Genomic DNA, 13,066 nt, shown 5'->3' with positions numbered 1-13,066 from the left:
GACTGCCCTTAAGCTCGTCGGGTGCAGTTTCGCTTGCTCGGGCCGCTGCAGGTGGTGCACGCGGACTGCCCGGTCGACATCGGCCCGCCGAAGCAGCGTGCGGTGCTCGCCGTCCTGCTGCTCGCGGCGGGGCGGGTGGTGTCGGTCGACCGGCTGATCGACGCCGTCTGGGGTGACGACGCCCCCGGGAGCGCGACGGCCGGCCTGCAGGCCTACATCTCGAATCTGCGCCGCGCGCTGCGGGACGGCAGTCAGTCGCAGGTGGCCTCCCCGATCGTGCGGCAGCCACCCGGGTACTACCTGGACGTCGAACCGGGTCAGCTCGACCTCGCCGTATTCGCCGGCTGCTGCGCCAAGGCGGCCGCCGCCGTCGAGAGCGGGGCGTGGGACGAGGCGCTGGCGTCGGCCGACGAGGCGCTGGCGTTGTGGCGCGGGCCGCTGCTGGCCGACCTGTCCGATGAGTCGTGGGCGGCCGACGAGGCGGCCAAGGCCGAGCAGTTGCGCATCGACTGTCTGGACGCGCGGATCACCGCGCTGCTGGCGCTGGGCCGGGTGCCGCAGGCGCTGACCGCGGTGGCCGAATTGCGCGCTGCCGCACCGCTGGCCGACCGGGGCTGCTGGCTGCACATGCTCACGCTGTACCGGGCCGGCCGGGTGACCGACGCGCTCGACGTCTACACCCGGCACGCCGCGCTGCTCGACGACGAGCTCGGCGTGCAGCCCGGTCGGGAGCTCCGTGAGTTGCAGACCGCGATCCTGCGGCAGGCGCCGGAGCTGGCGGCGTGGCCGCGGTCCCCCGAGTGGACGGGGGCGGGTGAAGTGGTCACCCCGGCCACGCACCCCGTCGAGCAGGGGGCGGCGCCGGTGGGGCCGCGCCGCGGTGCGCTGATCGGGCGGGGTCGCGAAGTGTCCGTGGCCGCAAATCTCCTCGCCGATGTGGCGGCCGGGTCGGCACGGTGGTTGGTGCTGTCGGGGCCGGCGGGCATCGGCAAGACCCGGCTCGCCGAGGAAGTCGCGGCGCGTGTGGTCGACGACGGCGGCGACATGGTGTGGGTGAGCTGTCCCGACGAACGGGCCACCCCGCCCTGGTGGCCGATGCGGCAGTTGGTCCGCGCGCTGGGGGCCGACCCCGACGACGTCCTGGAGGTGCCGGCGGACGCCGATCCCGATACCGCGAGATTCCATGTCTACGAGCGCATTCAGGCCCTTCTCGAGTCGGCGCCGCGCGCGCTGGCGGTGGTGATCGACGATGTGCAGTGGGCGGACACCACCTCGGCGGCGTGCCTGGCCTACATCGCCGGGGCGCTGCGCGATCACCCGGTGGCGATGATCCTCACCGTGCGCGACGGCGAGCACAGCGCGGAAGTGTCCCGCCTGGTGACCACGGTGGCGCGGGGGGATCGCAACCGTCACGTCGCGGTGCCGGCGCTGTCGACCGAAGATGTTGCGGCCCTGGCCAATGAGGTGGCCGACGAGGCGGTCACCGACGCGGAGGCGGCGATCCTGGCCGACCGGACCGGGGGCAACCCGTTCTTCGTGTCCGAGTACGCGCGACTGCCCCGCGCCGACCGCGAGGGCAGCGAGATCCCGGTTGCGGTGAAGTCTGTGCTCGACCGGCGGCTGGCCGGCCTCGACCCGGCGGCGGTGCAGGTGCTGCGCACCGCCGCGATCATCGGCGACACCCTCGATTCCGACGCTGTGCCGGTGCTGGCCCGCGCTACCGAGATGGACGTGGACACCCTGGCCGACTATCTCGACGACGCGGCCGACGAGCGCATCGTGGTCTCCGCGCACACCGGTGACGGATACGCGTTCGCCCACGGGCTGCTGCGCGAACACCTCATCGCCGGGATGCCCGCGCCCCGCCGGCAACGCCTGCATGCCAAGATCGCTGACGTGTTGGAGGCCAGCACCGCCGAGGACGCGTTGACGCGCCGGGCCCAGCACCTCATCGCCGCACAGCCGCTCGTAGCGGCTGACGCGGTGGTGGCGGCCTGCCGGCTGGCGGCCGAAGACGCTACGGCCCGGTGGAGTTCGGACATCGCGGCACGATGGTGGCAGGCGGCGCTGGACGCCTACGACCGGCTGCCCGCGGCGTCGCGCTCGGAAGAGGAGCGTGACGCGCTGACCGTGTCGTTGCTGGAGGCGCATTCGCGTGCCGGGCGCGGCCGGTTGGTGCTCGACACCGTGGCCGAACAGCTTGGCGATGCCGTTCGCAGCGGGCGTGCCGCGACGGCGGGGCGCCTGGCCAGCGCGCTGCTGCGGGCCAGCGGCGGGTGGCCGTGGCTGGCGCCGGGCCACGACCCGGGTGTGCTGCTGTCGCTGCTGGAACGGGCGGCGGTGGTGGCCGACGCCGAACCGGCCGCAGGCGCGCGGGTGCTGGCCGCGCTGGCCGTCGGGCACTGCTACCACCCCGACGCCGCGGTGTCGGCCGGGTACCTGGAGCGGGCCGCGCAGTTGGCCGACGCCACCGGTGACCGCGAGATCGTGGCCGACGTGCTGATGGGCCGGCTGATCACCTACTCGGGGGTGGCCGCCTACAGCCACCGGATGCTGGAGTGGGTGACACAGCTGATGGCGTTGGACCACAGCCGATTGCGCGAAGATCGGGTCATCGCGCATTCGGTGGCCACGATGGCGGCGATGAACCTGACCCACGTCGACCTCACCGAACAGCATCTGCGGGAAGGCATTTCGGGTAGCGAGGAGCTCAAGCTGCCGGTGCTGCGGGCCCAGCTGCGCTGGATGGAGGCCGTGCTGGCGGTGTGGCGGGGGGACTTCGCGGAGGCCGAACGGCACCACCAGATCGCGGCCGACGTCCACGAGCAGACTGAATTGTACGAAGCGGGAAGCGGACTGGTGGCAGCGGTGACGCTGATCCGCGAGAAGGGCGGCCCGGTGGCGCCGGATTGGCCCGGCCTGCGCGCCGATGCCGAGAGCGGGGGACAGGGCATGGTCGGCCTGGTGCACACCGCGCTTCTCACCGTAGACAGCGGTGACGAAGCTCGCGCGCACGCCTTAGCGCGCCTGCAGGAGTGGAGGGACGCGCCGCACCGGGCGCACGTGTGGACCACGCTCGGGCACGCGACCCTGCTGGCCCATCTGGCGTGTGACTACGGTTTCGCGGAGTTCGCGCCGGAGCTGTTGGAGCGGCTCACGCCGTTCGCCGACCGCATCTCCGAGATCGGGCAGGTCGGCGTGGTCGGGCCCGTCGCGTTGGCAACGGCACGGTTGTACGCCCTGATGGGTGACGACGACCGCGCGCTGGCCGATCTCGCCACGGCCGAGGACATCGCCACGCGCACCGGTGCGGTCCCCAGCCTGCTGCGGTGCCGGCTGCTGCGCTGCGAACTCACTCCGTCGGGTCCGAAGCGACAGGCGGCGGCACGGGCGCTGGCGGTGGACGCCGACGCGTTGGGCATGCGAGGGGTGGCCGACCTGGCCCGCAAGCTGGCATGAGCCGCGCTTGGAGGTTCCTTGGCGCGGCGGGCCAAGCCGACGCCAAGGGCGGTGCCGCACGCTGTGCACCGACTTCGAGCACAGCGCTGTGAAAGGACCATCGATGACCATCACCGACGTCGCCCGCGACGACCTCGCCGACCCCGTGGCCGCCATTCGTGACCACGTGTCCGCCCCGGTGGCGATGCCGGGGGAGGCGGGCTACGAGCGGTGCGCGCCGTGGAACGTCGCCGCCGCGGTGCGCCCCGCCGCGGTGGTCCTGGCCACCTCGGCGCACGACATTGCCGACACCGTCCGGTTCGCCGCCGCCCGCGGCCTTCAGGTGACCGTGCAGTCCACCGGGCACGGCGCGACGGGAGTGGACGAGGCCACGATCCTGATCGTCACCTCCGGGATGACCGCCTGCACTGTGGACGCGCTGAACCGCACCGCGCGGGTCGGAGCGGGAGTGCGGTGGCAGCAGGTGCTCGACGCGGCCTGCCCGTACGGTCTGGCGCCGGTCGTCGGGTCGGCGCCGGGGGTCGGAGTGGTCGGGTTCCTGACCGGCGGCGGTATCGGTCCGCTGGTGCGCACGGTGGGCGCGTCGTCGGACCACGTGCGGGCGTTCGAATTGGTTACGGGCACAGGGGCGGTGCTGCGGGTGACACCCGATGAGCACGCCGACCTGTTCTGGGGGCTGCGCGGCGGTAAGGCGACGCTGGGCATCGTGGCGTCGGTCGAGTTCGACCTGCTGCCGATCCCGGAGTTCTTCGGCGGCGCCGTCTACTTCGACGGCGGGGACGCGCCGGCGGTGCTGCGGGCGTGGGCCGACTGGTGTGGTGGCCTGCCGGAGACGGTGAACACCTCGATTGCGCTGCAACAGCTTCCGCCGCTGCCCGGCGTGCCCGAACCACTGGCCGGTCGGTTGACCGTGGCGGTGCGCTACGCGGCGCTCGGCGACGTCGCCGAAGCCGAACGCATCCTGGCGCCGATGCGGTCGGTGGCGCCGCCGGTCATGGACACCGTCGGCGTGCTGCCGTACGCGGCGATCGGGGCGGTGCACGCCGATCCGGTCGATCCGATGCCGGTGCACGAGGACCACACGCTGCTGCACAGCTTCGATCCCGCGGCCGCCGAGGCGCTGCTGGCGGTGGCTGGCCCGGGTGCGGAGTCGGTGCAGGTGATCGTGGAGGTGCGCCATCTCGGCGGGGCGCTGGCGCGGGAGCCGCGGCACCGCAGCGCGCTGTGCCATCGGGACGCGGCGTTCGCGCTGACGACGATCGGCGCGCTGATGCCGCCGATCGCCGAGGTGGTGCCGGTTCATGCGGCCGCTGTGCTCGGGGCGCTCGGACGGTGGTCGACGGGCGGGCAGCTGCCGAACTTCGCGCCGTCGATGGATCCGGGGCGCGCGGCGCGGGTCTACACCGAGGACGCCCGCCACTGGCTGGCCGCGCTCGCGGAGCGCTACGACCCGGCGCGGGTGTTCCGCACCGGCCAGGTCGTCCGCACCTAACCCCTTTCCGCACCGAACCCCTTTCCGCACCCAACCCCTTTCCGCGAGCGTGCGCGTCTGCTCCGCGACGCGCCGCTCGCGGTCCGCAGTTGCGCACGGTCGCGTCGGAATGAGGGCGCTCAAAGTGCTGGTAGACGCCCGATTTGGAATACCAAGCCGTGCTTGGGTAACCTCATGTTCACCAACGCGGGGTGGAGCAGCTCGGTAGCTCGCTGGGCTCATAACCCAGAGGTCGCAGGTTCGAATCCTGTCCCCGCTACCAGGTAAAACGGCCCCCGGAGACCACTCCGGGGGCCGTTTTCATGCCCGATGGGAACACTTTTGGGAACATTTCCAACGCAAAGACCTTGTTGGGAACAGATTGGGAACGTGTGAGCTCTCGTCGCGAAACTCTGCGCGGCGCGCCACCTGGGTGACGCCGCCGGCGTCGTTCCAGTCAGCGCGCCGTCGCTCTGGCGCGTTAGTGGGCCTAGCGGTACTTCAAGGCGGCGGGGCAGCCCCAGTGTCAGACGTGACGATGCGTCGTTGCCGACGGGAGTCCTTCGAACCCCGTCGACCGTTCAGCTACCTTAGAACCGGAACGGGGGGCATATGCGCAGGGATATCGTCGTTGTTCGAGCGTCTGTGTCAATGCGAGGCCTGTCAGGTTGCTCGCCTTGCTGCGGGTAGTTCGCCTAGCGACAACGCGCGGTGCCCCACCTGACACGTGCTGTTCAGGAAGTTGAATACTCGTTGGGTCCGTGAACCCGTCCGCTCCGCCATATACCAGATAGAGGACTCAATGGATATTCTTACAGAGAGCAAAATGCGTTCGTTCAGTGAGCGAAACGGGTTCTCCGGCGAATCGTCGTACCTATTCGAACTCTATGTCGCCAGCGTGTATCTCCAGCGATACCTCGGTGGTGATGTTAAGTTGCTCGACGACGTTGTGATTGGCGGCGGAGACGATGAGGGCGTTGACGTTGCGGCCATAGTGATCAACGGTGAGATAATTCTTGATCCGGGTGACGTAACCGGAGCGCTTGAAGACCGCGATGATAACGATGTCCGGGCTATTTTTATACAGGCTAAGACGAGCGAAAAATTTGACACAAAACTCATCGCGAAGTTTCTGCACGGTGTGGAACTGTGCACAAACGCCGCGGCGAAGCGTTCGAGAATCCCGCTCGATTCCGGGCTTTCTCAGACTGTAGCCATTTTGGAGGCAGTCATTGAAAACATCGACCGATTCAGAACAACAAGAATACCGGCCGAAATGTATTTTGTGACCACGGCGAAGCAGCCTAGCGAAGAAGCTGCGAGTGAGACCCAGGTGGTTTGTGCTATCAACCGGCTTAGAGATCTCGATGTTTACAGTGATGACCTGATACTTAAACTGCACGGTAGGAACGAGATCTCCGCGAAGGAAAAGGAGCGCAAGGGCCCTCAGAACATCGAGTTCCGGTTTCCGAGAAAGCAATCAATACCAGAGGTTGATGGGATTAACCAAGCGTATACAGGCGTCCTGCAAGCCAGTGAGTTGATCAAGATTTTATGGGACGGGGAGGGGATGAGATCCGGCATTTTCGATGACAACGTGCGCCTTAACCAGGGTAATGAAAATCGAGTTAACCAACGCATTTACTCGACGCTCACTTCTGAGAATCGAAATATGTTCCCATTTCTCAACAATGGGGTGACGATCGTTGCACGCAGCTTAACTAATGTAGCGGATCGATTTTCTATGTCTGGCTATCAGATAGTAAATGGCGGCCAAACCAGCCACCAACTAGTGCGGTGGTTCCAAAGCCTGGACGCCGATCAGAAGTCGGGGGAGGATAGCCTGCTGACATCTGTGTGGATTCCGGTGAAATTGATAGAGACGTCGGATTCCGACATAGTTTCGGAGGTGACGATTGCGACGAATTTGCAAACTTCAATAGCGCAAGCTGATATACAAGGCAGCACTCAAGATGCGAAGAATGTCGAGCAGTATTTCGAGCAATCTGGGCAAGATGGATTGCGCTACGCGCGGCAAAGCGGGGTCACGGAAGACCCCGTTGGTTTCACTCGATTGAGGGTGGTGACCACCACCGATCTGAACCGGTCGGTTGCATCATGCATCTTTGGGGAGTCATGGCGTGCGATTGGCTCCCCGAATGAGCTAACCGCACAGGATTCTTACGTGTGGGGTGGATATCCAGTGCCTCTCTACTATCTGTCAGCATGGATTGTTTATCGCATAGAAAGTTACTTCCGTCGGTACCGCGATAATTTCGAGCTTCAGGCCCTTAAGGCGGCGAAATATCATATCGCGATGTTAGTGGCTGCCAAGTGCTTCCCTGAGGTCGAGAAGATTCATGCCAATTATCGAGATCAGAAGGCGATGAATGCGGTGGCGCAAAAGGGGTCGACTGGCAATTGGAAGGAAAAGATTGAAGAAAGTATCGAAAGTTGCGTGTCGATTGTGGGTAAGTATTTCGCGGACGTGACTGCCCAAGGCAGGTCGCTCCGCAAAGACGACGTCCGCGCTCGCAAAGTTCAGCAGGATCTACTGGTAGCTCTCCACGACGGGCCGGGTCCTGCTCGATAGGTGAGTTGCTGTACGCGTATGCGCGAGTCTGATCGCGTCAGGCTGTCAGTTCGACGCTGTCCTCCCCGAAGTCGGCAACGATCCGCAAGTGCCCGCCGAGTGCGGCGACGTAAGACTGCAGCGTGCCCAGTTCCGTATGCGCCAGGTCGCCGCTCTCCAGTTGCGAGACCCGCGCCTGCGAGACCCCCATGAGTGCCGCGACGTCGGCCTGACGGGCGTGACCGTGCGCCTTACGGATCTCGGCGAGACGGTACGCCTGGACCGCTTCGTGCATCTCCTTGCGGGCCGAGTCCGCACGCGCTGAGTCGACGCGACCCTGTTCCACCGCCTCGGCCCGAATTCCACGCCAATTGCGCGCCATGCCTAATCACCTCCGTCACCGGTCGCCAGCCATCTGGCGTAACGCTCGTCGGCGACCGGGATGTTCTCGTCGTACCAGCTTCGCCAGTTCCTGGCCTTGTCTCCGCCGAGCAACAGGATCGCCTGGCGCTGCGGATCGAAGATGAACAGGATGCGGACACTTGTACCGGCGGGACGCAGCTCCTTCATGTTGTGGAACTTCGAGCCGTTCACCCGGTCCACCGTCGGCCGGCCCAAGGCGGGCCCCTCCGCCTCCAATAGGTCGATGGCGCCGGTCACCGCCGTCATCGTGTCGTCGTCCAGCGTGAAGTACCACCGCTCGACCTCCTCCAGCAGGAGCACTACCCACGCCATCAGTATAACCCCAGAGTTATATCGGTCGGGCTTGGTCAGTCGAGGTCTGTCGGGTCGGCGTCCTCGTCGTCGTCGGCCCACGCGTCACCGATCAGGAACCCCGCCGCCTGCTCGGCCGCCTCCCGGTCGTCGTTCTCCAACACGTGGGCATACGTCTCGAGGAAGAAGCCGACGTTGGCGTGGCCGATGCGCTCGCTGATCACCTTCGGATTGACCCCGGCCCGCAAGGCGCCGGTGGCATACGAGTGACGCAGGTCGTGAAAGGTGATGCGCGACAGGCCCGCTGCGGCCGACAGACGGTCGAACCGCTGCCGGATCGAATCCGGATGCAACGGCCGGCCGTCCTCGTAGGTGAACACATAGCCGCCGGGGTGATAGTCGGGCCCGAAGAACGCGCGCTCGCCGTCCTGGACCTCACGCCAACGGCGCAGTGCGGCCACGGTGGCGCGGTCGATCGAGATGGTCTTGTCGGCGTTGCGCGTCTTGCCGCCCGCTTTGTCGCGGGCCTGCCCACCGACCACCACCCGGTTGTCATGGACCGCGATGTGGCCGGCGTCGAGGTCGACGGCCGACCACCGCAGCCCGCAGATCTGGCCGCGCCGGATCCCCGTCGTGAGCTCCAGCAGAAAGAGCGCGCCGAACCGGTCATGCCGCACTGACGCGAGGAACGTCTGGATCTCCTCCGGCCGCCACACCTGGCGGCGGGTGCGCGGCCGACGGGGAGGCTTCACATTGCTTGCGGGGTTGTCGGTGAGAAACTTCCACGCGACCGCGTCGACCAGGGCGCGATGCAGGAACGCGTGTACGTTGCGGACCGTCTTGGGTGCGAGCCCTCGCGGCGTCGGTTCCGGCACGATCCCGGAGCGGTATCGGCGCACCGCGGCGCGGGCGGCGTGAATCGAGGTCCCGCACGCCTCGGACACCGCACGCGGCGTCGGCTCGGCACCGCGCGCGGCCCGCTTCGACCAGTACGCGTACATCACCGAGTCGTTGTCGCGTTTGATGCGTCCCTCGGCGAGCAGCTTCGCGTAGAGCTTCAACAGGGTGGGTTCGTCGAGCCGTTGGAGGCGCTCGCCGCCGATGTGCGGGATGACGTACCACCGCGCGTAGTCGCTCCAGCTGCGCCAGGTGGTGGCGTCGAGTGTCGGTTCGACCGCGGTGAGCCACTCGGTGAGGAACTCGCCGACGGTGCGGGTGGAGGGTTTGACGATGCGACCGCGGTCCGCGTCACGCATCGCGTCACGGCAGGCCTTCCACGCCTCTCGCTCGGTGTCGAAGCCGCCCTTGGTGATCCACGGATAGGTGCCGGTGGCGGGATCACGTTGTGGTGAGCGGAACTTGTAGTACCACTTCGCTCCCCGGTGATACACCGATCCCTTCATGACGCGAGCTCACGGAGACCTGAGGTCACGACATAGACGCGGCCGCCCAGCCGGCGAACCGGCAGCTCGCCGGAGTTCACGAGGCGATACGCCGCTGCTCGGCTGATCCCCAGCAGCTGCGCGGCGTGCGGCACGGAGAGCAGGAGGGGGAGTCCCTTGAACGGGTTGTCTTCCATTTTGATCACCACCCTCCACTGGAGTTGTGTGGGCTACGGCTCGTGCGACGTGCTGCAGCGCGTGTGTGGAATTGTCGCCGCGACGGCACGTCGCGGACTGTTCTGCTCGGCTGCGCTGAGGTTCATCGCGCACCCAACATCACTGTAATTCGCGGTACCGACAGGTTTGTGCACAGTTTTCGCGCATCGCCTCGCGATGAGTCGCGGAGTGCGCTATGTCGCAACCTGTTTCACACCTCCGGATTTAACGCCACACTATCTCCCCTCTGCCGCCTTCGCCTCCCTTTCCAGTCAAACGCATCCACATGCATACCGTTGCGTCTCCAAACACGCTGCCTCCCTTACCCTTATCCCAGGTTCTCCATTTCGTCTCACATCCCCGACACCCCCACTTTCTGCATGGCACATTTGCACAACGGTGCGAGAATGGCTGTGGCGCAGCACGTGCCCCAGGCGCCAGCTGGAGGGGCGAGACCATGTTGACGATCGCCAAGTTGAAGCGGTGGTCGATCAACTACTACATCGACACCGCCCAGGCGGCCGAGCGCGCGTCCACAGATCGCAACCGGTCGGGCGGCGGGCTGGGGGAGTACTACTCCGAACACGAGACCCGCACTCCGGTGTGGCTGTGCGCGGGCGACGCCCGCGCCGCAGCGACGTTGGTCGGGTTGACAGACGCCCAGCGCGCGGCCGGGGAGGCTGACGCGGGGGTCGTGGCGCGCTGGCTCGATGACGGGCTCGCCCCGAGCGGTGCGCGCGGTCGGGCGTTCGGGGAGCGCGGGGTGCACGGTTTCGATCTGACGTTCTGCGCACCGAAAAGTGTGTCGTTGGTGCGGGCATTGCGCGTCGATGACGTCGTGATGAAGGCGATCGCCGATGCGCATGACACCGCGCTACGGGAGGCGCTGGAGTATCTGGCCGCGCACGCGGGCTACACGCGGGTGCATAACCCACGGACCGGGGAGAAGGATCTGGTGCGGCTGCCCGGTCTGGTGGCGGTGGCCTACCAGCACGAGACGTCCCGGTGCGGGGACCCGCATCTGCACACCCACGTCATCGTCCCCAACCGGCAAGCCCGCGCCGACGGGCAGCTGGTGTCGATCGACGGAACCTCGCTGTATCACGAAGCCCGCGCCGCCGGGGTCATCTACCAAGCCACCCTGCGTCGGGAACTCAACCGATCCATGGTGTTCGAGTGGTCTCCGGTCGACCCATCCACGGGGATGGCGGAGCTGGCCGGCGTCGACCGCGACACCATCACCGCGTGGTCGCGGCGATCCACCGCATTGCGGGAGTGGGCCGCCGGCAACCTCAAGGTCGCCGACAGGCCCTTGTCGGCGGCGCAACTCGCCGCCGCGCAGAAAGCCACCCGGCCCACCAAGCCCGAAGAACTGGCCTGGGGACAGCTGGTGGAGCAGTGGCGCGCCGATGCGCGCGGCCTGCAACTGGACCGCGCAGCGTTCGAGGCGGCGCGCGCGGCGCGGCGTGCGGCCGCGCGCACCCCGTTCGACCGTGCGCGCCTGGCCGATGCTGCGGAGAAGATCCAGAAGGCGGCGTTCACCCGGGCCGATCTGGTGGAGATCGTCGGCGCCCAGCTCCCTGTCGACACCGAGCAGTCGCCGCGCGAATTGTTGGAGGCCGCGGTCGACAAGGTGGGAATCCGGTTGACCGCCCCTAGGGCGGCGCATCAGCGTGAAGGTCACGAACGGTTCACCCTCGATCGGATCCTCGCCGAAGAACGGGCCGTCCTCGATCTGGTCGACGCCCGCAATGACCGCGCACTGTTGTGGGTCAAAGAGGAAGACACTGCCGGACTTTCCCCGGACCAGAAGCGGGCGGTGGAGAACATTGGTCGCTCGCCCTGGCTTGTTCAACCGTTGTCGGCGCCGGCCGGGGCTGGTAAGACGACGTCGCTGCGCTCCCTCAACGCGGCGGTGAAGCGGCGCCACGGCGGGACGGTGGTGGTGCTCGCACCGACGGGCAAGGCCGTCGACGTCGCCGTGCGTGAAGGTGCCGGCGACACGGGTTACACGATCGCCAAAGGGTTACTAATGTTGCAGCGCAACGAATTAGAACTCGCCCCGTCGACGCTCGTCATCGTGGACGAGGCCGGGATGGTGGGCACCGACGACCTGCGCCAACTGCTGACCGCCACCACCGCCGCGGGCGCCAAGACTGTCCTGGTGGGTGACGCTCACCAGCTGGCGCCAGTGAAAGCCCGTGGGGGGATGTTCGCCCAACTTTGCCAAGACCTGCCCTGGACGCAGGAGCTGTCCGAGGTGTGGCGGATGCGCGACCCAGAGGAACGACAAGCATCGCTGGCACTGCGCGACGGAGACTCCGACGCTGCCCGGCGCGCGGTGGACTGGTACTGCGACCACCGTCGGCTTCACACCGGGGATCCGATCACCATGGCCGCCGACGCCCTCGCGGCTTACCGTCGCGATATCGCCGACGGCAAAGATGCGCTGCTGGTGTGCGACACCATCGAGATGGCCGACGCCCTCAACCAGCGGCTGCACCGCGAACACCGCGACGCTGAGACTTCCACCGTGGTAGGTGTACGTGCGCAGCGCATCGCCGTCGGCGATCTGATATTGACCCGCCGTAACGATCCGACAATCGCCCTGCGCGCCGCCAATCCCGACCGGCCGAGCCTCGACGCCGTACGTAACGGCCAGCGCTGGCGTGTCGCAGGGGTCGACCCCACCACGAACCGGTTGGCCGCCCAGCGGCTGGACGACGGTGCGCGAGCGGTCTTCGAATCTGAGTATTTGCGTGAGCATGTCAGCCTGGGCTACGCGGTAACTGTCCACTCCGCTCAAGGTGTCACTGCTGACACGACACACGCCGTGCTTAGCGACGGCGCTACTCGCAACTTGCTGTACGTCGCGATGACGCGTGGCCGCTGCGACAACAACGCCTACCTCTACGAACGGCGTACCGCGGAAGGTAGGTCACGCACCGGAGAACGTGGGCATCTACCGGTGCAGGGTTCACGCCAGGAGGCAGCAGGACTCGTTGGTGAGATTCTCGCCTGCGACGACCGGCCGCTCACAGCTCACCAAGTGGCTTCGGCTACTCAACCGAGCGCACTGCCAATGGTCGCCGCACAGATGATGGACAAGCACAGCGCTGCAATCGCGGGGTTGCGAGAGGCTCACGTGGTTTGGACGCGGCTCGCTGACCAGATGACCGCAACGATGTCCCGCGCGCGCTTCCACCTGCGTTCCCGCGGCCTCCGTCCTGAGCAGGGTATCGAACTCTAATT

At 66.9% G+C, this 13,066-nt stretch carries 8 protein-coding genes and 1 tRNA gene; 5 read left to right on the top strand and 4 right to left on the bottom strand.

Features of this window, described 5'->3' with window-relative positions; all coding sequences use genetic code 11:
• The first annotated feature begins 21 nt into the window (after window positions 1-21).
• The 4 genes from G6N30_RS13600 to G6N30_RS13585 all read left to right on the top strand — a co-directional run bounded on the left by G6N30_RS13600 (window position 22) and on the right by G6N30_RS13585 (window position 7,523).
• Window positions 22-3,459 carry an ATP-binding protein gene (locus G6N30_RS13600; protein WP_456093968.1) on the top strand — a complete coding sequence of 1,146 codons (3,438 nt, stop codon included), beginning with the start codon at window positions 22-24 and terminating at the stop codon, window positions 3,457-3,459.
• A 103-nt stretch (window positions 3,460-3,562) separates the two neighbouring features.
• Entirely contained in the window at window positions 3,563-4,951 is a 1,389-nt protein-coding gene (locus tag G6N30_RS13595) for an FAD-binding oxidoreductase (RefSeq protein ID WP_134053592.1), read from the top strand.
• 185 nt (window positions 4,952-5,136) lie between these two features.
• Window positions 5,137-5,213, top strand: a tRNA-Met gene (locus G6N30_RS13590).
• Window positions 5,214-5,756: 543 nt separating this feature from the next.
• Window positions 5,757-7,523: an AIPR family protein gene (locus G6N30_RS13585; protein WP_163687567.1), complete on the top strand. Its 1,767-nt coding sequence runs from the start codon at window positions 5,757-5,759 to the stop codon at window positions 7,521-7,523.
• A gap of 37 nt (window positions 7,524-7,560) precedes the next feature.
• On the opposite strand, the gene G6N30_RS13580 is transcribed toward G6N30_RS13585, so the two are convergent.
• The 4 genes from G6N30_RS13580 to G6N30_RS13565 are packed head-to-tail and all read right to left on the bottom strand — an operon-like array spanning window position 7,561 to window position 9,795.
• On the bottom strand, window positions 7,561-7,884 hold the full coding sequence (locus tag G6N30_RS13580) for a type II toxin-antitoxin system RelB family anti-toxin (RefSeq protein WP_134053588.1): 324 nt from the start codon (window positions 7,882-7,884) through the stop codon (window positions 7,561-7,563).
• Window positions 7,885-7,886: 2 nt separating this feature from the next.
• Window positions 7,887-8,237, bottom strand: a complete 351-nt coding sequence (locus G6N30_RS13575) for a type II toxin-antitoxin system RelE/ParE family toxin (RefSeq protein ID WP_134053586.1) — start codon at window positions 8,235-8,237, stop codon at window positions 7,887-7,889.
• A gap of 35 nt (window positions 8,238-8,272) precedes the next feature.
• Window positions 8,273-9,619, bottom strand: coding sequence for a site-specific integrase (locus G6N30_RS13570; RefSeq protein WP_134053584.1), 1,347 nt, complete (start codon window positions 9,617-9,619; stop codon window positions 8,273-8,275).
• On the bottom strand, window positions 9,616-9,795 hold the full coding sequence (locus tag G6N30_RS13565) for a helix-turn-helix domain-containing protein (protein WP_134053582.1): 180 nt from the start codon (window positions 9,793-9,795) through the stop codon (window positions 9,616-9,618). Before G6N30_RS13565 ends, G6N30_RS13570 begins: the two co-directional genes overlap by 4 nt.
• A 476-nt stretch (window positions 9,796-10,271) precedes the next feature.
• Here G6N30_RS13565 and mobF point away from each other — a divergent pair, with 476 nt between their 5' ends.
• Window positions 10,272-13,064 carry a MobF family relaxase gene (gene mobF, locus G6N30_RS13560; RefSeq protein WP_134055256.1) on the top strand — a complete coding sequence of 931 codons (2,793 nt, stop codon included), beginning with the start codon at window positions 10,272-10,274 and terminating at the stop codon, window positions 13,062-13,064.
• Window positions 13,065-13,066: the final 2 nt, after the last annotated feature.

The sequence above is a fragment of the Mycolicibacterium litorale genome (assembly GCF_010731695.1).
GTDB classification, from domain to species: Bacteria; Actinomycetota; Actinomycetes; order Mycobacteriales; family Mycobacteriaceae; genus Mycobacterium; species Mycobacterium litorale.
This window is presented reverse-complemented; position numbering and strand designations above follow the sequence as displayed.